Annotated in this window: 22 protein-coding genes and 1 tRNA gene; 9 read left to right on the plus strand and 14 right to left on the minus strand. The window is 37.2% G+C overall.

Annotated features, from left to right (window positions below; genetic code table 11):
• Window positions 1-39 precede the first annotated feature (39 nt).
• Complete coding sequence (gene rimJ / locus QQS39_RS10160; RefSeq protein WP_151435271.1) at window positions 40-621, minus strand: ribosomal protein S5-alanine N-acetyltransferase; 582 nt, start codon at window positions 619-621, stop codon at window positions 40-42.
• A 196-nt stretch (window positions 622-817) separates the two neighbouring features.
• On the opposite strand from rimJ, the gene mdtH reads away from it, so the two are divergent.
• Together mdtH and QQS39_RS10170 are read left to right on the plus strand one after the other, a co-directional pair.
• Window positions 818-2,020, plus strand: coding sequence for a multidrug efflux MFS transporter MdtH (gene mdtH / locus QQS39_RS10165; RefSeq protein WP_151435272.1), 1,203 nt, complete (start codon window positions 818-820; stop codon window positions 2,018-2,020).
• A 42-nt stretch (window positions 2,021-2,062) separates the two neighbouring features.
• Entirely contained in the window at window positions 2,063-2,617 is a 555-nt protein-coding gene (locus tag QQS39_RS10170; RefSeq protein WP_151435273.1) for a lipoprotein, read from the plus strand.
• Window positions 2,618-2,726: 109 nt separating this feature from the next.
• On the opposite strand, the gene QQS39_RS10175 is transcribed toward QQS39_RS10170, so the two are convergent.
• The 4 genes from QQS39_RS10175 to ghrA form a co-directional block, all read right to left on the minus strand.
• The gene (locus QQS39_RS10175) at window positions 2,727-3,299 is read right to left on the minus strand and encodes a TorD/DmsD family molecular chaperone (protein WP_285804454.1); all 573 of its coding nucleotides are present in this window, start codon (window positions 3,297-3,299) and stop codon (window positions 2,727-2,729) included.
• Window positions 3,300-3,556: 257 nt separating this feature from the next.
• Window positions 3,557-4,165, minus strand: a complete 609-nt coding sequence (locus QQS39_RS10180; protein ID WP_285804455.1) for a 2OG-Fe(II) oxygenase — start codon at window positions 4,163-4,165, stop codon at window positions 3,557-3,559.
• Window positions 4,166-4,402: 237 nt separating this feature from the next.
• Window positions 4,403-7,306, minus strand: a complete 2,904-nt coding sequence (locus QQS39_RS10185; RefSeq protein ID WP_285804456.1) for a hypothetical protein — start codon at window positions 7,304-7,306, stop codon at window positions 4,403-4,405.
• Window positions 7,307-7,503: 197 nt separating this feature from the next.
• Window positions 7,504-8,445 (minus strand): glyoxylate/hydroxypyruvate reductase GhrA, encoded by a 942-nt coding sequence (gene ghrA, locus QQS39_RS10190; protein ID WP_285804457.1) that lies wholly within the window; start codon window positions 8,443-8,445, stop codon window positions 7,504-7,506.
• A gap of 316 nt (window positions 8,446-8,761) precedes the next feature.
• Here ghrA and QQS39_RS10195 point away from each other — a divergent pair.
• Window positions 8,762-8,849, plus strand: a tRNA-Ser gene (locus QQS39_RS10195).
• A gap of 551 nt (window positions 8,850-9,400) precedes the next feature.
• Window positions 9,401-11,101, plus strand: coding sequence for a C4-dicarboxylic acid transporter DauA (gene dauA, locus QQS39_RS10200; RefSeq protein ID WP_151435278.1), 1,701 nt, complete (start codon window positions 9,401-9,403; stop codon window positions 11,099-11,101).
• A gap of 75 nt (window positions 11,102-11,176) precedes the next feature.
• Here the strand turns inward: dauA and QQS39_RS10205 are convergent, their stop codons facing one another.
• From QQS39_RS10205 to hemA, 8 genes are all read right to left on the minus strand, one after another.
• A complete protein-coding gene (locus QQS39_RS10205; RefSeq protein ID WP_151435279.1) occupies window positions 11,177-11,701 on the minus strand; it encodes a GNAT family N-acetyltransferase in 525 nt (174 codons plus the stop codon).
• Window positions 11,698-11,976, minus strand: coding sequence for a type II toxin-antitoxin system TacA family antitoxin (locus QQS39_RS10210; RefSeq protein ID WP_099075495.1), 279 nt, complete (start codon window positions 11,974-11,976; stop codon window positions 11,698-11,700). The genes QQS39_RS10205 and QQS39_RS10210 overlap by 4 nt, the downstream gene beginning before the upstream one ends.
• Before the next feature lie 152 nt (window positions 11,977-12,128).
• Complete coding sequence (gene mnmL / locus QQS39_RS10215; protein ID WP_285804458.1) at window positions 12,129-13,058, minus strand: tRNA modification radical SAM protein MnmL/YtqA; 930 nt, start codon at window positions 13,056-13,058, stop codon at window positions 12,129-12,131.
• Between the two features lie 8 nt (window positions 13,059-13,066).
• Window positions 13,067-13,921, minus strand: a complete 855-nt coding sequence (gene kdsA / locus QQS39_RS10220; protein WP_109372214.1) for a 3-deoxy-8-phosphooctulonate synthase — start codon at window positions 13,919-13,921, stop codon at window positions 13,067-13,069.
• A gap of 57 nt (window positions 13,922-13,978) precedes the next feature.
• Window positions 13,979-14,788, minus strand: a complete 810-nt coding sequence (gene sirB1 / locus QQS39_RS10225) for an invasion regulator SirB1 (RefSeq protein ID WP_265576330.1) — start codon at window positions 14,786-14,788, stop codon at window positions 13,979-13,981.
• Entirely contained in the window at window positions 14,772-15,620 is an 849-nt protein-coding gene (gene prmC, locus QQS39_RS10230; RefSeq protein ID WP_285804459.1) for a peptide chain release factor N(5)-glutamine methyltransferase, read from the minus strand. The genes sirB1 and prmC overlap by 17 nt, the downstream gene beginning before the upstream one ends.
• Window positions 15,620-16,702: a peptide chain release factor 1 gene (prfA, locus tag QQS39_RS10235; RefSeq protein ID WP_088495429.1), complete on the minus strand. Its 1,083-nt coding sequence runs from the start codon at window positions 16,700-16,702 to the stop codon at window positions 15,620-15,622. The genes prmC and prfA overlap by 1 nt, the downstream gene beginning before the upstream one ends.
• A gap of 28 nt (window positions 16,703-16,730) precedes the next feature.
• Window positions 16,731-17,993, minus strand: a complete 1,263-nt coding sequence (gene hemA / locus QQS39_RS10240) for a glutamyl-tRNA reductase (RefSeq protein WP_151435283.1) — start codon at window positions 17,991-17,993, stop codon at window positions 16,731-16,733.
• Between the two features lie 240 nt (window positions 17,994-18,233).
• Here hemA and lolB point away from each other — a divergent pair, with 240 nt between their 5' ends.
• From lolB to prs, 3 genes are all read left to right on the plus strand, one after another.
• The gene (gene lolB / locus QQS39_RS10245) at window positions 18,234-18,872 is read left to right on the plus strand and encodes a lipoprotein insertase outer membrane protein LolB (protein WP_151435284.1); all 639 of its coding nucleotides are present in this window, start codon (window positions 18,234-18,236) and stop codon (window positions 18,870-18,872) included.
• Window positions 18,869-19,744: a 4-(cytidine 5'-diphospho)-2-C-methyl-D-erythritol kinase gene (gene ispE / locus QQS39_RS10250; RefSeq protein WP_285804460.1), complete on the plus strand. Its 876-nt coding sequence runs from the start codon at window positions 18,869-18,871 to the stop codon at window positions 19,742-19,744. Before lolB ends, ispE begins: the two co-directional genes overlap by 4 nt.
• An 87-nt stretch (window positions 19,745-19,831) precedes the next feature.
• Window positions 19,832-20,779, plus strand: coding sequence for a ribose-phosphate diphosphokinase (gene prs, locus QQS39_RS10255; RefSeq protein WP_036912921.1), 948 nt, complete (start codon window positions 19,832-19,834; stop codon window positions 20,777-20,779).
• A 235-nt stretch (window positions 20,780-21,014) separates the two neighbouring features.
• Here the strand turns inward: prs and ychH are convergent, their stop codons facing one another.
• Window positions 21,015-21,293, minus strand: coding sequence for a stress-induced protein YchH (gene ychH / locus QQS39_RS10260; RefSeq protein ID WP_088495425.1), 279 nt, complete (start codon window positions 21,291-21,293; stop codon window positions 21,015-21,017).
• Between the two features lie 345 nt (window positions 21,294-21,638).
• On the opposite strand from ychH, the gene pth reads away from it, so the two are divergent.
• A complete protein-coding gene (gene pth / locus QQS39_RS10265) occupies window positions 21,639-22,223 on the plus strand; it encodes an aminoacyl-tRNA hydrolase (protein ID WP_072068240.1) in 585 nt (194 codons plus the stop codon).
• Window positions 22,224-22,407: 184 nt separating this feature from the next.
• Complete coding sequence (gene ychF / locus QQS39_RS10270) at window positions 22,408-23,499, plus strand: redox-regulated ATPase YchF (RefSeq protein WP_023582042.1); 1,092 nt, start codon at window positions 22,408-22,410, stop codon at window positions 23,497-23,499.
• The last annotated feature ends 6 nt before the right edge of the window (window positions 23,500-23,505 follow it).

A 23,505-nucleotide genomic window follows, 5' to 3' on the forward strand; every position in this document is an offset into this window, starting at 1 on the left:
TCCTAACCAATGTCGGCAATTAGAGGCTGTTTGGAATTGTTAACGTTTAAAATATGTTCGCGTTGTTAATGCAGTTAATACGTGATCTCGCCACTCTTGATTAATTTGTAGATAGTTTTTGGCGTAACCTTCCCGTTCAAAACCATGTTTAGCTAATAGGTTTCCACTGCGTAAATTATGAGGCATATAATTTGCCATAATACGATGCATCCCTTGCTGTCGTTGCATATAGCGAAGTGTTTCCGTTAAAGCTTCCGACATATAGCCCTGACCTTGCCATTTTTCACCAACGGAATATCCCAAGAAACAGGCATTAAAAGCGCCACGCATAACATTGCTGTAATTAGCAACACCAATAATTTCATCTTCATTTTGTGTTAATAGCAGAAAATGAAAGGCACTTTCTTGTCGATGTAGTTCGTTCATATATTGTAAACGGTGATCCCAACCGGAGGGCAAATAATGTGTTTTATCTCTTACGGGTTCCCATGGAATTAAAAAGCGACGATTTAATGTATAATAATCAGCCAATCTTTCAGCATCTCTTTCATATGCTAAACGTATTACCATTCTTTGTGTTTCAAAACGAATTTTAGGAATTCCGCCACGATAACCAAACATTACGATCTCATTATCCTTTGATATAAATAAGTCTAATTCTGAAGCAACTCTTCTTATTCTGCCACTAACCTTAATAAAAAAATATCATCTTTAATTTACTAGGAATTATGCACATTTAGAGACAGAATAGCTGAAGAAATAAATTATTTCATTCCCCCCTATTTTATTTAAATTATTTGCTTATTGATGGTGAGTAATGGCGCTGGTAACACAAGCCCGCACTTTGGGTAAATACTTCCTCCTAATTGACAATATGTTAGTTGTCTTAGGTTTTTTCGTCGTTTTTCCGCTAATTTCTATTCGTTTCGTCGAACAATTAGGTTGGGCTGGTGTTATTGTCGGCTTTGCATTAGGGCTTCGACAATTAGTGCAACAAGGTCTTGGCATTTTTGGTGGCGCTATTGCAGACCGTTTTGGTGCAAAACCAATGATAATAACAGGCATGTTATTACGAGCTTTAGGTTTTGCTTTAATGGCAATGGCAGATCAACCTTGGATACTTTGGTTATCTTGCATTTTATCTGCATTAGGTGGGACTTTATTTGATCCACCTCGCACAGCGCTAGTTATCAAATTAACCCGTCCTTATGAGCGCGGTCGTTTTTATTCTTTATTATTAATGCAAGATAGCGCTGGCGCTGTTATTGGCGCTCTCATCGGTAGTTGGTTATTACAGTATGATTTTCATTTAGTTTGCTGGGTCGGTGCGGGTGTTTTTGTGATCGCAGCCTTATTTAATGCTTGGTTATTACCCGCTTACCGTATATCCACAACCCGAACACCAATTAAAGAAGGATTAAAACGGGTATTTATTGATAAACGCTTTGTTAGTTATGTCTTAACGCTGACAGGCTATTTTGTATTATCCGTTCAAGTCATGTTGATGTTTCCTATTATCGTCAATGATATTGCGGGCACGCCAACTGCAGTAAAATGGATGTATGCCATTGAAGCGCTGCTTTCTTTAACATTGCTTTATCCTATTGCTCGCTGGAGCGAGAAACATTTCAAATTAGAACAGCGTTTAATGGCTGGCTTATTTTTAATGAGCATCAGCATGTTCCCTATTGGTATGATCCATTCATTACAAAGCATCTTCTTGATTATTGGCTTGTTTTATCTTGGTACTATTACGGCAGAGCCTGCACGAGAAACATTAAGTGCATCACTTGCTGATCCTCGCGCTCGTGGTAGTTATATGGGCTTTAGCCGATTAGGTTTGGCGTTTGGTGGTGCAATTGGTTATACCGGTGGTGGATGGATGTATGATTTAGGCAATCAATTTGATATGCCTGAATTGCCTTGGTTCTTACTGGGAACGGTAGGTTTAATAACACTTTATGCATTACATCGCCAATTTAATCGTAAAAAAATAGAAACAGCCATGCTTACTCCTTAAAGATCGGGTAAACTTTTAGTTATCAATGATCAAGGAGTGTTTATGAAAGCAATTTTTCTAACAGCTATATTAGTATTAACAAGCTTAGTCACAGGATGTGATCAGCTCAAGCAATTTGATGTGAGTGAAAACCTTATTAATGACTATATCAGTCAAAAAATAAATCTCCAGAAACACATTGGTGAAGATGAAGTTGTATCCGCTGATATTAAATTGAGCAATCTTTCCATTCAAATTGGTCGCACGGAGCCAGGTAAAATTAATCTTTCTGGTACAACCGACCTAACAATTAATTCATTCTTTGGTAAGACAAACGCTAAAGTGGAGCTTACGTTATCAGGTCAACCTTCTTATCAAGCTGATAAAGGGGCGATATACATAAAATCAATGGCTATTGATAGCTACAAAGTTTCTCCAGAAAAAATGGATGCTGTAGTTGTAGCACTAAAACCTTATTTAGATTCTACAATCACAACTTACTTTGATAATCATCCTGTTTATGTTCTTAATCCGGAAAAAAACAGTGCTGAAGCAGCCGCGTTTAAACTGGCTAAAGGAATTGAAGTTAAACCGGGTAAATTCGTGATCCAGCTTTAATAATCACCAAGGTCAATTAAAAATATTTATCGTCATTAATGACAAAGGCAAACCTAATGGTTTGCCTTTTTTATGAATAATAAAATGCTTTTACAAAGAAATATTTATATTACTCTGCTTCTGCCTCATCACTCTCTTCATCATCAGAGAGTTCTTCGCGTAACGCTGATAATGCACCACGCGCAACACCTGCTAGTGTACGATAAAAGCCACTGGTTGCATGAGCTTCAACCTTACCTAAAAATGTTCCAGCCCAAGGCAGCAGATATTCATCAAATAATTGTATTTGTGCTAAGACTTCATCTTGCGCAGAATTATCTTCAAGCCATGAAGCAGCAAGTAATAAAGAACCAAAACTGTCTGTTGCATTGTCAGTAACAGGCATTCCTCTTGTGACTAGGAATTGACGAATATCGTCTTCTTTGATTTCTTCATAATCATGGGCATAAACAGATACCGCAGGCGCATCACCACCAAAAAGAGATTGATAATCAGCTTCAACAATAGCCAAATCTTTAACACTATTTTTTAAGGTGTTAAATAGCTCATCTTGCTCTAATGGCCATAACTGGCTCAGTTTCCCTTCACCAATCATTTTTATAATTGGCGCTAAGATAGGATCATTGGGTTCACGTTGAAATAATGTGCCTAAAAGACGACAAACAATCGAAAATTCATTCATTCTATTTTTACCCCATAAAGTTTCGCGTTATTGTGCTTTTAATGGTAAGAAAATCAACTTTTTTCGTCATGTCTCTTTTATTGTTAATATTAATCTTACTATCTGTGTTCTCTTAAAACAGAAAAAGCGCGCTCTTATTATTAAGTCTTCTACTTAATATAAGAAACGCGCCTAATCCCATGCTACTTATCTTTTAAAGTAATTTTATAATAAAGTATTAAAAACGACTTTATGACAACAGCATTTTATTGTATTTGTTAACTGGCTATATCAAGAAAATTATCTCTTACACCATTCACACGAAACCACCCTGCAATACTTATTCTCTCTTTAAAAGTAGGAAGTACTTCATGAGGGAATTGTTCTGAAAGGAAAACGACCAAACGTCCGCCTTTTGGAGCGACTGTCGCAAGTTCATTATCTTCCAAATCATAAATAACTAACTCACCGCCATCTTCTTTTGTCCAATCCTCATTAAGATACAAGACTGTCGTTAAACGGCGAGTGACATTTTCTTTAAATGCATCAAGGTGTTTTTTATAAAAAGCGCCTTTCTCATAACAAGCAAAATGCGCTTCGTATTCAAAAAGACCTAAATAAAACTCTCGGTTAACAGCACGTTGAATAGACTCCATTTGCATTAAATAATGCTGAACGGGTGTTCCCATTTCAGGTTCTAACCAACGTATTTTATCACTTCGAATGGTGGTTTCTGCGAGTCGATTTTCATGACGACCAATACGCGCTTGCTGTGCATCGCCATCAAAACAAGCGCGTAGTTGTTGAACAGCCTCTGGTGTGAGGAAATCATCCCATACACACCATCCTTTCTCTGCTATTTGCTCAAGAAGTTCTGCTATATTCATTAAGTATATTGTCTGATAAACATGGGAAACTACTTTATAGCACCAAGTTAAGCAAAATTACAATTTAATAAACTTATCTTTTCGATAACATCAATTAATTAGAGATAAATCTTATAAAAATCAAAAATAAAAGATCAAACAAGATTTAACACTATTGATGCTTTTAAAAACCTCATTTTCACAAGGGTCATTTTATAAGTTGCATCACATTAACAATAAGCAAAATGAATGATTTTTTTAGTAAAAATAATTTGTCGATATTTTATCCACACTCTCTTTACCTTCATTATAAATATAATTAATATTCCCTTTAACTTGAGTATGTATAATCGCTTTTTTATTTCCTAATCGCACAAATCCTGTCGGTAATGTTTTCTTTTTATACGAAAGTTCACTAACAGACATTAGATCTGTAGAAGCAATTTGATATTCAACATGAGCAAACTGCTGTTTATATTTAGTATATAAATCATCCAGATTTTTTTTGGCTTTATTTAAATCAATCTGTTCAGAATTTCTACTCTCTTCAACAAAATGATTTACTTCAGTTTCTAAATTAGAACGCAGTGAGCACCCCTGTTTATCTAACTGATAATTTGCTGTAAAATAAGGCTTAAATTTTTCATTCATATTATTTTTTGTTTGAGAAGACAATGTCTCTTTTCTTTCCTTTAATGAGGATAAAAAACGATCAATATTATATTGTCTATTTTCTTTTGTTATTTGATCCTGAAAAATATCTTCTTTACTTTGGAATGGAGCAGTCATTAAATTTTCATTAATACTATTTTTTAATTTATTTATTTCCTTTTTATCTGATGATAAATTTAAATAGATGCTATCTAATTTAGATATACTATTAGAAATATGATATATCTCTGGATATTTTTCTAATAATCTATTTATTTTTAATACTCTTTTATAAATTCCCTTTATATTTTTTTTATCTTGATCTAATTTTTCTGCGCTTATTAATTTCTCACTTTTAAAAAGTGTAAAACTTAACAAGCTATTTATTCTTTTTTTTACCATTAATTCGAAATCTTTTACAGACGTTAATGGGTACCACTGAATAACATTATCAGAATTGCTCGTAGAAGGCGTAAATTTTAAATCACGATAAATATCAACACCAAGTTCTAATAAGTTGAGATCAAGCCTTTTTGTTTTTTTTGTCACATCGGTTTTACCATAATCGATAAATTCATTAAGATTTAAATCAAGTTTTAATAAATTTAAAATAAAGTTTATACCAATAGCATTTCTGGGTACGGTGAGTTCCATATTGGGGTTAATCATTACATCAACATCAAAACTGGCTTCACTTCTTACCTCAGTTCCTAACGAAAGACTTATATTGCGTTCAATTTCAAGGGTAGAATTATTGATTAATTCATTTTCATTTTGATTTAATCCTTGATTAATAAAATTTGGGATTTCATTAATATCAAGGCTAAATGAGAAATTAGATTTTTTAGCGTAAGTGGCACCTAATAAAGCACTTGCCATGACAGGAGTAACAAAACCATAGTCAACATTTCCTAAATCCCATCTTTTTTCATACCCACCAATCCCCGCTGATAAACCCGCAGCCAAAAGATTCTTATTATTATTAATAAAAGAGAAAGTAATCTTATTATCTTCACTTTTTGATAATGTGATAGAGTGCGATTTTACATAAGAAGCTAATAAAAAGGCGTTAACCCCTATATTATTTGGCAGTTGAAAAGCATTAATACCAAAGAAGGCGCGAACATCATTATGGTGATTAATGGTAATACTTTCCTTATCTTTTAGCGACTTAACTAATGAATGAATCACCTCACCTTGTGTTATACCATTTTTTACACCTTTAACAGCACGATTTAACACATCATAGCTTTTCCCTATATTTTCTTTAACACCATATAATGCCATCGGCTTACTGTTATATACAGAAGTCGAAGAGTTAATAAGCTGCTTTATATTACAAAATAATCCTCTAAATCCAGGATCAACAGCTTTTGCAATATTTTTCATCATTGCCTTATATTTTTTTAATGCATATTGCTCTTTAGCTTTATTAATATTTAACCGGGCATTATCAATAAAAGAAGAGAAAAAAGGGATATTTCGGCTACTAAAATTGCCAATTGTTTGAGTAGAAAATGGTTGTCCTGAATGATAATTTTTATAATTATTTTCACCTATTACTGAATAAAAAGATAAAGGAGGTTCTTGTTTTAAACGAGTAACTTCATATTGATAATCTTTAATTGCAAAAATATTCAAAGGGTCAAGATAATATATTTTTATTTTATTTCCTTTATCTACAACAAGTTGTACTTGATTTAATATTGGTTTGATTGCTAATATTTTATCTGTATTTTTTAATGGAATTTTTATTTTATACGCCTCCATTTCCATGGAAGCACCATCAACTCCATCAACTTGATCTTCAGAAGCAATTTTATTAGGTAGTCCTTGAGCATAAAGCGCATTATCTTTAAGCTTAATGGTTAAATCTAATCCTTCACGGTTGATTTTAATTATATTGTTTTCTTTTAATTCCACAACATTATTAATGTTTGATAAATCTTGCTTTAGATTATCATCAACTATATATTTTTCATATTCAACAGCAAAGTTACTGCTGATAGCATTTGATGAGGTATCATTTAAATTATATTCTTCTTCTAATTTGTTAAATTTAATCTTGTAGAGATCACTACTATTATCTGTATTTTTATATTTATTTCCAATCAAAAAACCATTATGATCAACATATAGCTCTTTAAACTTCATATTGTCACCATCTTGGGACTCTATATTAAAAAGATTATATTTAAATCCTCCTTTAAAGTGTTTTTGATATATCCCCGTAAATAAGTCATGTGTTTTACCTTTAATTAAGGTCAAGGAGCCATCATCTGAAAGGGTGATCCCCATATTATTAAGTGAAGGTGTATTTGTTGATCCTAAGTATACATAGTTATTTGCATTATTTAGGCTAAATTTTTTTTCTTCTTTCTGTTTATCATTGTTTTTATGATAAATATTATTACTATTAGCCAGCCCTTCTACTGGATATTTTTCTTTTTTTCCATCAAAAACACCTATAGGTATTAGTTTACTAGGAATCATCCCTACTTTATTCGTCATATATGCCTCATTGTTTTCAAATCATGAAGCAATAATCAATAAGATAATCTGCAAACGATATCTTTTTACAACCAGATTTTTATGACAATATATAAAAATTAAAAAAAGTACCTTTTTTGAAAGTCCAGACAAAAAAATAGGCAGCAAACTAAAGTTTGCCGCCTATTATCTAAAATTAAAATATAAATAAAATAGACTTAGTAACCACTCTTCATATCAACCACTCCCAAAGGGGCCTCTCCTTTTTCAATTCGCTGAATATTTTCAACAATCGTATCCATGGCAATATTCGGAATGGTAAAAGCAGCAATATGTGGCGTAATAGAAACACGAGGATGCGTCCAAAATGGGTGCATTCCCGCTAAAGGCTCTTGAGCAAAAACATCAAGTGTTGCATCAGCAATATAGCCTTGATCTATGGCTTCCAATAAATCTTGATCGACTAAATGCGCACCTCGTGCCAAATTTATTAAATAAGAAGAAGGTTTAAGTTGCTCAAAGAGTGAGAAATTTAAAATACCATGTGTTTCTGGCGTATAAGGCAATAAGTTAATCAGTAAATTACACTCGCTTAGAAAATCACTGAGTTGCTCTTTACCATAAAAACTTTCAACATTTTTAATTTGTTTTTTACTGCGACTCCAGCAACGAACGTTAAAGCCAAGTTCAGCAAGTTTAGTCGCAACACTTCCACCTAATGCACCGGCACCTAAAACACCGATCACAAAGTTATCATAAGAGTGCGCTGGAAGTTGTTTCCATAAACGTTGTGATTGTTGGCGTTTATAATCATCCATGCGACGAAAGTAATACATCACTTTAGCAATCGCATATTCTTGCATTTGAAGCCCCATTCCGGTGTCTTCCAAACGCATAACCGGAACACCTGTTGGCAATGTGCCGGGCTTTTGTTGTTCTTGTTTTAAAATAGCATCAACACCCGCCCCTAACGCAAAAATACCTTTAAGGTGATTGCGACTTGCAAGCATTTCATAAGGAGGAAGCCAAACCATGGCATAATCTGCAGGTGCGTTATCACCAGGTTCCCAAATACGTATATTGGCATCAGGCAAACGCGCCTTCATACCGTTTATCCATGTTTCTGCGTCAAAAAAAGGATGATAATAAATAATATTCATTTTGCCTTCCTCCAGCATTTTTATAATAGGGTGCGAGGGTTACGTTCTGATTTCAAGTCTCTTTGAATAAGTTGTTAATAAAAATGTTGAGAATGTTAACCAGTTAACGAAAATCTACATTCTTTTTTCAATACGCCAATCTATATACGTATTGGTTTACTGCATAATTTGTCTAGCATTTGTGCATATTGTTTTTTATTTGACTGCTTGATGCAAAAGTTAAAGGAAAAATGCATTTAGCTGTTGACGCTTATGCTCCTTTTCCATATAGTAGCGCCCCGTTGAGAGATGTTAAGTACATATCCAACAACAATATGGTGAGATGTCCGAGAGGCTGAAGGAGCACGCCTGGAAAGTGTGTATACGGCAACGTATCGAGGGTTCGAATCCCTCTCTCACCGCCATATTCTAAGATAGAGCCTAGCTTTTTAGTTAGGCTCTATTTTTTTGTCTCTCTTCACTGAGTTGTTTATATCCGTCTTTCTTCATTTTTTGGTGGCAGTGTTGTTAGTATACAATACATTTTTTATTTTATTTTTTGCTTAATCGTTTTATTTAATAATTTCCTATCATTTAATAATCTCTGATAATTAATTTTAATGAGTTAAAACAACTTATGTAGTTGTTATTTATGTCTATCCGATTTTTATGATGTAAAAAGATTTTTATTATCCTATCTATAAACGACATTTATTCTAAAATAAAACGCTTTTTATAATTTTAAAATAAATTTAAACTTTATTTTCAAGCAAGCAACAGAATAAATACAACAAGATACATTACATTATCTATTTAGGTTAACTTATTAGTTTAATTGATTTTATTTTTGCTAAGCTTTAAGATATGCATTAATAATTTGATGTATCACATTATTATCAGCGAATAAAAGCGATATCCTCTCTTTTCCTTATCGCCGTTATTCGGCATCTGACTTCTTATTTTGGTTTGATCCTAAATGAAAACTCATAAAGTTAACCGGGTTCGTCCCTTTAGTGCATTTATTGATGCATGTGTAAAAGAGCCTTACTCTTTTGCGCGTTTATTAAAAGATATTATTGCAGGGATCACCGTCGGGATTATCGCGATACCTTTAGCCATGGCATTGGCAATTGGTAGCGGTGTTCCCCCGCAATACGGTCTTTATACCGCAGCGATTGCCGGTATAGTTATTGCTGTTTCTGGTGGCTCTCGATACAGCGTTTCAGGTCCTACTGCCGCGTTTGTTGTGATCTTGTATCCTGTATCACAACAATTTGGTTTGAGTGGCTTATTGATTGCTACACTGATGTCTGGTGTGATCTTAGTAGTTATGGGATTAGCTCGCTTTGGTAAGCTTATTGAGTATATTCCTGTTTCTGTAACACTTGGGTTTACTTCAGGGATTGCGATTACAATCGCCACGATGCAAGTAAAAGATTTTTTTGGTCTTGAATTAGCACATGTGCCAGAAACCTATATCGATAAAGTTATCGCCCTAGGCTCTGCATTACCGACTATTCATATTGGTGATACACTTATTGGTCTGACAACGCTGTTTGTTTTAATTTATTGGCCTAAGCTGAATTTACGTTTACCCGGACACTTACCCGCTCTAATCGCAGGTACTGCAGTAATGGGTATTGTGAATATGTTCGGTCATGACGTTGCAACAATTGGCTCGCAATTTAGCTATATGCTGCCTAATGGAACAACAGGGCAAGGTATTCCACCTATTTTGCCTCAGTTTGTTTTACCTTGGAATTTACCAAGCTCTGGTACATCACTTGAGTTAAATTGGAGTACCGTTTCTGCTTTATTACCCGCCGCCTTTTCAATGGCAATGTTAGGTGCAATTGAATCGTTATTATGTGCGGTTGTACTTGATGGTATGACAGGCAAAAAACATCACTCTAATGGTGAATTAGTGGGACAAGGTGTTGGTAATATCGTCGCACCTTTCTTTGGTGGTATTACGGCAACTGCGGCTATTGCTCGTTCAGCCGCTAATGTGCGTGCAGGGGCAACATCACCCGTTTCTGCTATTGTTCACTCGTTGTTGGTATTGCTCACTTTACTTGTATTAGCGCCTTTTCTTTCTTATTTACCTTTAGCTGCAATGTCAGCATTGCTGTTAATTGTTGCATGGAATATGAGTGAAGCACGTAAAGTAATTGATCTGATCCGACATGCCCCTAAAGACGATATTATTGTCTTAGTATTATGCTTATCTCTCACCGTTCTCTTTGATATGGTAATTGCAATTACTATCGGTATTGTGTTGGCATCATTGTTATTTATGCGTCGTATTGCCAATATGACCAAAATAACAGAATCTCCTTATACTGATGATGATAAACAGTTATTAGTTGTGCGTGTTAATGGTCCATTATTCTTTGCCGCTGCTGAACGTATCTTTAATGAGTTACGTGAACGTAGTAAAGGTTATAAAACCGTTATTATGCAATGGGATGCCGTTCCTGTATTGGATGCAGGTGGATTACATGCATTCCAACATTTCGTTACTGATGTAAAACATGATACCCATGTGATTGTGTGTGACATTCCTTTCCAGCCATTAAAGACGTTAGCAAGAGCGAGAGTCACGCCAATTGAAGGTACACTGAGTTTCTACCCTTCATTACAAAAAGCACTAGATGATTTGGAATTAATTCAGTAGTTGTTCAATTCTAAAATAATATATAGCTATATAGCCCTTAATTTAAATTATTTAATTAAGGGCTATGTTAATCATTCATATTTTGTTTGCCATTCTCAGTGCAGTATAAATTGTCTTGAAGGAAATTAATAAAGAGAGAGGTGAATCTAATAATGGTACAGCTCCATAGCTAATATACCAATTAGCGACTCTTTCATTTTTAGCATCTATAAGCAATGCAACACCACCTAATTCACTCGCAACAGCAAGACAGCGTTTTCCTGCTGCAAGCAATAATTGTCCTCCAAGCCCTTTTCCTTGAACTGATAAGTCAGTTGCTAAACGGGCAAGCCTAAACACAGGGATATCATGACGTGCTAAGCCTCGTGCGATCACTTCAGGAGTCCGTTCGAATTCAATTGAGGCGGGACATAAGCTGTAATAGCCTATAATAATATTGTTATTTGTATTAATAGCTAAATAGGTTTTAGCACTCCCATTTTCATGATTTTGTCTTGCGTGACGATACAGGAATTGATTAAGCACTGCATCGCCACAATTAAATGTATTTCTATCATGCTTTTTACTTATCGCTTCTTCATGCCAATTCGGTATTGTCATACTTTGTCCGGTAAAGCAAAAGCCGCAGCAAGTAACTTAGCATTAGGCTTTGGCGGATTATCTAAAAGTTCCATAACACGCAATGTGTCTTTTTCCGATAATTTTAAACGCTCATTATTTTCAATGATTTGCCGAGCGACAGGTACGATATTACGAAGGACGAACTCTGTTAGGTTTGTATTTTCCAAACTAGCCGCACGAACAAGCAGTGATTTATCTTCTGTAGTAATACGAATTGATACTCTCTCACTGTTTTCTACAAGTGTTTGAGCCATAATAGCCTCCTTTGTACATATTGAAAGCGTACAATATGATTAAAAAAGTTACAAGATATTTTATATTAAGCAAGAAAAAGCGGCATTTTCAATAGATTTTGAAAACGCATTTACAGTTAGAATGCATAAAATTTTATTATTTTTAATAAAGACTAATTAGCTTTTTGAATAAATACTTTACCAATTCCACTTCCTTGCACGCCCTTTTTTAATAAATCTTGATAAAGTGCATTCATACCCAGCCAATGATTTTCACACCATTCTGGAGCTAATAAAGTGGGTTTTCTGGCGCTGGCGCACACGCGGTGATAAATAATTTCAGGGGGAGTATGGCGGATCATTTCACCCGCAGTATAAACATACTGTTCTTGCGTCAATGCATTAATACGCCCTGCTTTCCATGCCTTTGCTATCGTACTTCCCTCAACAATATGTAATGGATGTAGTTTAAGCCCATCAGTGCCTGTCTCAACGACTCGCTCTAATGTTTGCATATTAAGGAGATGATCTTCTCGTGGTAACCCAACAATAAGATGCGTACATACTTTTAAGCCACGACGGCGAGCTTCACGCGCGGTTGCTTGGTAGCACTGAAAATCATGCCCGCGGTTAATCTGTTTTAATGTTTTATCGTGAGCGGTTTGTAAACCGAGTTCTAGCCATACTTCATAGCCTTTATCACGATAACCTTGCAATAAATCTAATACGCTGACAGGAACACAATCTGGTCGAGTTCCCACACATAACCCAACCATATCCGCTTGTAATAATGCGGTTTCATATAAAGTACGTAAGTATTCTACTTCGGCATAAGTACTGGTATAGGCTTGAAAATAAGCAAGATAACGGTGTGCGCGGTTAATATTTTTAGCTTGTAATGCAATTTGTTCTTCAATTGAGTGGTATTGCGTTTGCTCATCAGCAAAAGAAGAGACATTACAAAAAGTACAGCCACCCCGCCCTAATGTGCCATCTCGATTAGGACAGTTGAAACCGCCATGAAGGGTGATTTTATGAATTTTTTCGTGATAACGGCGCTGAAGATCAGCGCCGAACATATTAACAACCGTATGAAGTTGCATAGTGCATGTTATTTGCTGGTATCTAGCTCTGGGAAACTTTTTACCACTTCATCAATCGCTTTAATTTGCGCTAAGAAAGGCTCTAATTTTGCCAGTGGTAATGCAGAAGGACCATCACAACGCGCATTATCTGGATCTGGATGAGCCTCAAGGAATAGCCCTGCAAGACCAACCGCCATACCTGCACGAGCTAATTCTGCAACTTGTGCACGACGTCCACCTGATGCAGCGCCAAACGGATCACGACATTGCAGTGAATGTGTTACGTCAAAAATAACTGGCGCACCTTGAGAAGCTTGCATCATGACATGGAAGCCTAACATATCAACAACTAAGTTATCGTAACCAAAGTTACTGCCGCGATCACATAGAATAACTTGGTCATTACCGCCTTCTTTAAATTTATCGACGATATTTCCCATTTGACCAGGGCTTACAAACTGTGGTTTTTTTACGTTGATCACGGCACCTGTTTTTGCCATCGCTTCAACAAGATCGGTTTGACGCGCTAAAAATGCAGGTAATTGGATAACATCGACAACTTCTGATACAGGTTGAGCTTGCGCTGCTTCATGAACGTCAGTAATAATTTTAACGCCAAAAGTTTCTTTTAACTCTTGGAAAATTTTCATTCCTTCTTCTAAGCCCGGACCACGGTAAGAGTGGATTGAAGAACGGTTTGCTTTGTCAAAAGACGCTTTGAATACATAAGGAATATTTAATTTTTGAGTTACAGTGACGTAATGCTCACAAATGCGCATGGCTAAATCGCGCGATTCTAATACATTCATGCCACCAAAAAGCACAAATGGTAGGTCGTTTGCTACCTTGATATCACCAATATTCACCACTTTATGTTGCATATTTATCCCTATACTATTTGTAATGTACTGTATTAACGAAGTACGTTTCTTAAATCTTTAATGGAGAACGATAGGATTTTGTTCTATCGAATGAATTTGGATTTTGATCATCTCTGAAATCGGATCTTCAGGGCATTGCTCAACAAAATAGTTTAAGTCAGAAATTGCCACATGGTTACACTCTAACTGAGCAAAAATAAGTCCGCGATCACGTATTTCGTAAGGATCTTCAGGATCAAACATTAATACCGTTTCACTGGCTTTTAATGCTTGCTCCATATTCTTTTCTTCCATTAAAGAAACTTTCAATGTATCCAAAAGTTTACGAATAATAGAACTGTATTCTGATTCTTCTAAATCTGCCTCTAATAATACAGAAGAGCTGCCTACATTTCCTTTTAACCAAACTTCTAAGGTATGTTGCGATAGATATTCACCATTTATTGGATTTAAAAATAGTGGTTGTTCATTAGGAATATCTATTCTGATAATAAGCTGTGTAGGAAAAATAACTGGCACTAACGGCAAATTTAACGCTTGCGCAATATAAATAAGAATCGAACCCAGTGAAACAGGAGAGCCTACATGAGTTGCTAATACTTTATCTAACCATAAAGTATCAGAAAGACAATATTTACCACTGGCACCACTAAAGTGCCACTGCTGATAAAACAGTTTTAGCAGTGCTTCTATCTGCTCTTTGGTATTTCCTTGTTGAGGAATTTCAGCTTCTGCTTGTTCAACTAACTGCGCCAGTTGATAACCAACAGAAGTGGTTGGAAAATCAGGTCGAATAGCCTGAGAGATAAGGATCATGCCCTTAACTAAAGGGGCTTTATTAAATTCGTAATCAGCTATGGTTTCTATCATAATTCCAACGACCTACTGTCACTCGCTCATTACCGCCATAATCACGGAAAGTTTCCACACAGCAGTAACCCTTATCAATAAAAATATTGCGTACACCTTCACCTTGTTGCCAGCCGTGTTCCAGTAATACCCATCCATTATCAGTTAAAAACCGCCTAGCAGTTTCAATGATAATTTCGATATCAGCAAAACCATTTTTACCAGCAACTAATGCAGTTAAAGGTTCAAAACGAACATCCCCTTGATGAATATGTTCATCATTCTCATCAATGTAGGGAGGATTACTGATTATCATACCAAATTGATACCCAGAGAGTGAACTAAACCAACAACTTTCCATAAATTCTGTGTTGTTTAATGCTAAGTTGGTCGCATTCTCTTGTGCTAATGCCACTGCTTCAGCTTGAAAGTCCACACCAATAATATGGCAATCTGGGCGCTCTGATGCCATTGCTAACGCAATCGCGCCTGTTCCTGTTCCTAAATCAAGAATACGGGTTGGCTCTGATGGCAGTTTTTCTAATGCTTTTTCAACAAGGCATTCTGTATCTGGACGAGGAATTAATGTTGCAGGTGAAACTTTTAAAGGCAGTGACCAAAATTCTCTTTCACCGACTAAATAAGCAATGGGTTCACCTTTAATACGTCGAGTAAGCAATTGCGACAATTGAGCTAACTCGTCTGATGAAAGTACCGTTTCATTAAAGGCAATTAAATAAGTGCGAGTACGTTGTGTTACGTACCCAAGTAAGATTTCAGCATCGCGTTTAGGGCTGTCACTTTCAATTAATTGCAAGGCTGCTTCACGCAGCCATTGTTCATAATTCATTAATTCAACTCAGAAAGTGCAGAAAGCTGATCGGCTTGATATTCGGTCACAATAGGCTGAATTAATGGATCTAATTTTCCTTCCATCACTTCATCTAAACGATAAAATGTGAGATTGATACGGTGATCTGTTACACGCCCTTGCGGGAAATTATACGTTCTAATTCGGTCAGAACGGTCACCAGAACCCAATAAGTTACGACGCTCAGAAGCTTCTGCCTCTTGGCGTTTTTGCATTTCAGCTGCACGAATACGTGCGCCTAATACTGACATCGCTTTGGCTTTATTTTTGTGCTGTGAACGTTCATCCTGACATTCCACCACAATTCCTGTTGGAATATGCGTAATACGAATAGCAGAATCAGTGGTATTAACGTGCTGACCACCCGCCCCTGAAGAACGGAATGTATCTATACGTAAATCACTTGGGCTGATTTCAGGTAATTCAGCTTCAGGCACTTCAGCTAATACCGCAACCGTACAAGCAGAGGTATGAATACGACCTTGAGATTCCGTTTCTGGAACGCGCTGAACGCGGTGGCCGCCTGATTCAAATTTCAATACACCATAAGCGCCATCACCAACAACTTTTGCAATGACTTCTTTATAGCCACCATGTTCACCTTCGTTGGCATTCATGACTTCAATACGCCAGCGACGTGATTCGGCATAACGGCTATACATACGGAATAAATCACCAGCAAATAATGCCGCTTCATCTCCCCCTGTTCCCGCACGAATTTCAAGGAAACAGTTAAATTCATCATCAGGATCTTTAGGTAACAACAGTACTTGTAACTGTTGTTCTAAATCATCATTTAATGCTTGCGCTTCTTTCAGCTCTTCTTGTGCCATCTCTTTCATTTCAGGATCATCAAGCATCATTTCTGCTGCTTCGATGTCGTCTTGCACTTTTCGCCATTGGCTAAAACAAGCCGTGACGTCAGTTAATTGAGAGTATTCTTTTGAAAGCGCACGAAAACGCTCCTGAGAGGCAATAACATCGGCTTCTGACAGAAGTGCCTGAATTTCTTCATAACGCTCTTGTAGAGCTTCCAACTTAGCGACAATAGAAGGCTTCATTCGTAGATTAAGATCCTGTTAGACAAAGTTAATTATGGGTAATACCCAAACTTTCACGTAATAGATTCAGGCGTTCAATATCACCATCACTGGCAGCCTGTTGAAGAGATTTTGTTGGTGTGTGAATAAGGCGATTCATCAATTGATGAGAGAGCTGGTGGATAACTTTTTCTGCATCCGCTCCGTTTTGTATCAATGTGATGGCCTTTTCTGTCATTTCTGCACGTAACATTTCAGCGCTGTCTCGATATTCTCGAATTGCACCTACAGCACCTTGCGCCCGTAGCCAATCCATAAACTGCCCACTTTCTTGCTGAACAATATGCTCTGCTTGAATTGCAGCCGCTTGGCGTTGTTCACGGTTATGTTGAATAATTGCTTCTAAATCATCAACGCTATACAGATAAACGTTATTTAGCTTTTCAACATCTTGTTCAATATCACGAGGAACTGCAATATCCACCAGCAACATTGGCTGATTACGCCGTTTTTTAAGCGCCCTTTCAACCATTCCTTTACCAATAATAGGCAAAGGGCTTGCCGTAGAACTAATGACAATATCAGCTTGTGCAAGACATTCATCAATCTCTGATAATGTAATCACTTCGGCATCAACTTCATTCGCTAAACGTTGAGCGCGCTCTTTTGTTCGATTAGCAATAATGATTTTTTTGACTTGATGTTCACGCAGATGACGAGCGACTAACTCTATTGTCTCGCCTGCGCCCACTAATAAGATCGTCAAAGAAGATAACGACTCAAAGATTTGACGCGCGAGCGTACAAGCTGCAAAAGCGACAGAAACCGCATTGGCACCAATTTGTGTCTCTGTTCTCACTCTTTTCGCAACTGAAAAAGATTTCTGAAACAAACGTTCCAGCTCTGAAGAGAGTGAGTGATAGCTTTGAGAATCGGCAAAGGCTTTTTTAACTTGCCCTAATATTTGAGGTTCACCTAATACTAGAGAATCTAAGCCACTTGCCACTCGCATTAAATGGCTGACAGCTTGATTATCTTGATGCCAATAAACACTGCTTTTCAGTTCATTTGGCTCTATTTGGTGATATTGACATAACCAGCGAATAAGCTGTTCATGGCTATTTTCTTTGTCTTCCATACTCAGATAAAGCTCAGTACGGTTACAAGTAGACAGCACAACACCGCCTCTGACAGCGGGTTGCTGTAAGAGGTTATTTAAGGCATCACCCATGGTATCGGGAGAAAAAGAAACTTTCTCGCGTAAAGCAACGGGGGCTGTTTTATGATTAATACCTAATGCTAATAACGTCATATCAACTATATCGAGTTATGAATAAATACCGCCTCGCGACTTGACTTAGTATAAACCTAAAACAGCGCATTTAGTATGGACTCTTCATTTCCGCCATTCTACTTGATGAACAGATTCAATAAAAGAGCTTACTTGAGTGATAGGAGATTTCTATACACAATTTAACGAAATATCGTTATATCATAAGGTTTATGATACTCTTTTTTTTAACTAATAACGAATTAAAGGAATGTCTCAGCTATGCGTTCACGCTTTTTTTCAACCAAACAACTCCTGCGCCTTATCCCGCTAACGGCGTTGTTGCTGAGTGCCTGTAATCTAAATCAGATAAAGACACAAGGATCGGCATCTGATAACGATGTGCAATGGCAAGCTCGCCAACAAGCATTAAAAAATATTTCACAATACGAAACACGAGGCGCTTTTGCCTATATTGAAGATACCAATAAAACCTATGCCCGTTTCTATTGGCAAGACAAAGCGGATGAACGTTATCGCTTATTGTTAACCAATCCTTTAGGCACAACAGAACTTGATTTGAATGTGATGCCGGGTGTAATTGAAGTCACCGATAATAAAGGCAAAAAATATTATAGCGATAATCCGACGGAGATGATTTATCAACTCACAGGAATGGTTATTCCACTGAAAAATCTACGTGCTTGGCTTGTGGGTTTACCTGGAGATGCAACTGACTTCGAGCTAGATGCCAACCACTTATTAAAATCCGTCACATTACCCGCACCTGAAGGTGATTGGGTTGTCACTTACCAAGCTTATGATTCAAGTATCACCCCCAACCTGCCACAACGCCTTGAATTAAAACAAGGTGAACGCATTATCAAATTAAAAATGGATAACTGGGATATACAGCAATGACACTAAGTTGGCCTTCTCCTGCCAAATTAAACCTTTTTCTCTACATCACGGGGAAACGCCCTGATGGTTATCATAATCTGCAAACGTTATTTCAGTTTTTAGATTATGGCGATACGTTAACCATCACTCCTCGTAATGATACCCAGTTAACTATCTTGACACCGATTGAAGGCGTGGAAGATAAAAATAATTTAATTATTAAAGCCGCTAAATTACTGCGTGATTATTGTCAGCAGCATAATATTGCTTTGCAGTATCACGGTGCAGATATCAGTATTGATAAAAAACTGCCGATGGGAGGTGGTTTAGGTGGAGGCTCCTCTAACGCGGCAACTACCTTAATTGCACTTAATTACCATTGGCAAGCCGGTTTAAGTGATGAAACGTTAGCTGAATTAGGCGTTAGTTTAGGTGCAGACGTCCCTGTTTTTGTAAAAGGTCATGCGGCGTTCGCTGAAGGCGTTGGTGAAATTTTGACCCCCGCAGAGCCAAAAGAGCAATGGTATTTGGTCGCACATCCCGGAATTTCCATCCCAACACCGACAATCTTCACAGATCCAGAATTAAAACGTAATTCTCCTATTCGCTCTCTTGGCGCATTATTAAAGGCTCCGTTCGAGAATGACTGTGAAATGATCGCAAGAAAACGTTTTCGTGAGGTTGAATATCTGCTTTCGTGGCTGTTAGAATATGCACCGTCACGCTTAACTGGGACAGGTGCCTGTGTGTTCGGCGAGTTCGACTCACAAGTTGCCGCTAGTGAAGTGTTAATTAACGCCCCTGAGTGGGTGCATGGATTTGTAGCGCAAGGCGTCAACATTTCTCCTCTGCATTTATTCCGCTCAAGGATACCTGTGTTATTGCACCCGTAAGATGATGTTTACAAACCCTATGTTCATAAACACGTTCTTTACAGGTCAACAATATCTCTCTCTGGACGCAAGCCTGAGGTTTTTCTCGTGCCCGATATGAAGCTTTTTGCTGGTAACGCAACCCCGGAACTGGCTCAACGTGTTGCCAACCGACTCTACACTAGCCTAGGAGACGCGGCTGTAGGTCGTTTTAGCGACGGTGAAGTCAGTGTGCAAATCAACGAAAACGTACGTGGTGGTGATGTATTTATCATTCAATCAACCTGCGCACCTACTAATGATAATTTAATGGAATTAGTGGTCATGGTTGACGCATTACGTCGAGCTTCCGCTGGTCGTATCACTGCTGTTATTCCTTACTTCGGTTATGCCCGTCAGGATCGCCGTGTTCGTTCAGCCCGTGTTCCTATTACGGCAAAAGTTGTTGCGGATTTCTTATCTAGTGTAGGCGTAGACCGTGTTTTAACCTGTGACTTACACGCAGAACAAATCCAAGGGTTCTTTGATGTACCGGTTGACAATGTCTTCGGCAGCCCGATTCTTTTAGAAGATATGCTTCAAAAAGATTTGGACAACCCTATTGTTGTTTCTCCAGATATTGGCGGTGTTGTTCGCGCTCGTGCTATCGCTAAACTTCTGAATGACACTGATATGGCTATCATTGATAAACGTCGCCCTCGTGCTAACGTTTCTCAAGTTATGCATATTATTGGTGATGTTGCTAACCGCGACTGTATCCTTGTTGACGATATGATCGACACAGGCGGTACATTGTGTAAAGCAGCTGAAGCGCTGAAAGAACGTGGTGCTAAACGTGTATTTGCTTACGCGACTCACCCAATCTTCTCTGGTAATGCTGTTGAGAACATCAAAAGCTCTGTTATTGATGAAGTGGTTGTCTGCGATACAATTCCGTTATCAGCAGAAATCAAAGCATTAAATAAAGTCCGCTCATTGACCCTTTCAGGCATGTTGGCTGAAGCAATTCGTCGCATTAGCAATGAAGAGTCAATCTCTGCGATGTTTGAACATTAATTTGTTATAACATTCATTGCAATTTGAGATAACTAAACCCGCTATAGCCTATGTTATAGCGGGTTTTTTGTTGTTTATTCTAGATTAAAAATTTAGGCAACAAAAAACCCGTTATCATTAAACGGGTCTATAGGTGTGTATTACAACGCATAATGACAACTATTATTCACTGAATATCAGTTTTTAATTTTATTGTTGTTTTTATCTATTCTGATATTTATTTGTGATAATAACATTATGGATAACGGTGATTGTCATGACGACGATAACGTTCATCATGGTTACGTAACCACCAATATCTTTCTGCTATTGTTTCTCTACCACCAATACGGGCGCCGGCTAACCAGACCAAAGCACCGATAAAGATCCCCATTAAAGAGATATCTGATAAGAATTCAGGCAACCCTAATGGGAAAATATGAGTAAGAAGCGTATAACCAAGACTACCGAGCATTACAATCATCCCCGTAGCCATACATAAATTACCAACTGCAAACGCATGTTTATATTTCATGTTGCACCTCCAAGCGCGTCGTCAGACGATTCAACAAAAAAATACATCGAATAACCTTTTGTTCTTTGCAGTTATTATAGACATAAATACTAAGAAGTTATTGTCGAAGGGATCACATCGCTCCGAAATTTATTGACAATTCTTAACAAAAAATGTGTTTTTTTCTTTCAAAAGAAGAAAATAGTACCAGTTTTGTCATTTTCGCTCTTTTTGTTAAATCAAAAAGATGATATTTCCTCTGCTTATCATTGTAAAAAAACATTCTATGTAATCTATTTTGTGCTTCGGAGCTTAGACAGGTAAACTATGACCTTTCTTTTAAGACGATAACAGTGAAAGGCTATTGTGAGTAAAATTAAACTTATCGTCGGGTTAGCAAACCCCGGTGCAGATTATGCCCAGACTCGCCATAATGCGGGTGCTTGGTATGTAGATTTATTGGCTCAACGTCATCAGCAATCTCTAAAAGAAGAGAGCAAATTCTTTGGTTACACCGCACGTATTAATTTAAACGGTAATGATGTTCGTTTATTAGTGCCTACTACTTTTATGAATTTAAGTGGTAAAGCGGTACAAGCAATGGCAAATTTCTATCGCATAGAACTTGATGAAATTTTAGTTGCTCATGATGAACTCGATTTACCACCTGGCGTTGTCAAAATGAAGTTAGGTGGTGGCAATGGCGGTCATAACGGATTAAAAGATATTCAAAGTAAGTTTAGCAATAATCCAAATTTCTATCGTTTACGCATTGGCATTGGTCACCCGGGTGATAAAAATAAAGTGGTTGGCTTTGTATTAGGCAAACCGCCAATGAGTGAACAAAAATTAATTGATGATGCTATTGATGAAGCACTTTCGTGTACAGATATTTTAATGCGTGATGGTTATGAGAAAGCAATAAACCGCTTACATAGCTTTAAAGCATAATCATTACATTGATAGATTAAACAATTTCAATATTCAGAGGGTAAAATACCCTCTTCTTTTGTGCGATGACTCCCTGATGATTTAATCAAACAGGGATTTGCTCTATAATAGCGCCAAATTTTTTTTAACAGCACACAACAGGAATACTCCCTCCTGTTGTTTTTATGTGACAAGGTGAACGTTTATGGGATTTAAATGTGGTATCGTCGGTCTGCCTAACGTAGGGAAATCTACACTATTTAATGCCTTAACTAAGGCAGGTATTGAGGCAGCCAACTTCCCATTCTGTACTATCGAGCCAAACACAGGTGTTGTTCCAATGCCTGATCCTCGCTTAGATAAATTGGCTGAGATTGTTAAACCACAGCGTATTTTACCAACAACAATGGAATTTGTTGATATTGCGGGTTTAGTCAAAGGCGCATCTAAAGGTGAAGGTTTAGGTAACCAATTCCTAACAAATATTCGTGAAACTGAAGCGATTGGCCATGTGGTTCGTTGTTTTGAAAATGACAATATCATTCACGTTGCAGGTAAAGTTGATCCTGCTGAAGATATCGAAACTATCAATACTGAATTAGCTCTTTCTGACTTAGATACCTGTGAACGTGCAATGCACCGTAATCAGAAAAAAGCAAAAGGTGGCGACAAAATTGCTAAAGCAGAAATGGAAGTGTTAGAAAAATGCTTACCGCATTTAGAAAACGCAGGTATGTTACGTGCTTTAGATTTAACGGAAGAAGAAAAAGCGACTATTCGTTATTTAAGCTTCTTAACGTTAAAACCAACAATGTATATTGCAAACGTTAATGAAGATGGTTTTGAAAATAACCCTTACCTTGAAACGGTTCGCAAAATTGCCGAAGCAGAAGGCTCTGTGGTTGTTCCTGTTTGTGCCGCGATTGAAGCAGACATTGCTGAATTAGAAGATGCTGAGCGTGAAGAGTTTATGCAAGATTTAGGCATCGAAGAGCCTGGTTTAAACCGTGTTATCCGTGCAGGTTACGCATTACTGAACTTACAAACTTACTTCACTGCGGGCGTTAAAGAAGTTCGTGCATGGACAATACCAGTAGGTGCAACAGCACCACAAGCTGCAGGTAAAATCCATACTGACTTTGAGAAAGGTTTTATCCGCGCTCAAACTATCGCTTATAACGATTTTATTACTTATGGCGGTGAGCAAGGCGCAAAAGAAGCCGGTAAAATGCGTGCAGAAGGTAAAGAATATATCGTTCAAGATGGCGATGTGATGAACTTCTTATTTAACGTGTAATTCTCG

Origin of the sequence: Proteus appendicitidis (assembly GCF_030271835.1) — a bacterium.
Taxonomy (GTDB): domain Bacteria; phylum Pseudomonadota; class Gammaproteobacteria; order Enterobacterales; family Enterobacteriaceae; genus Proteus; species Proteus appendicitidis.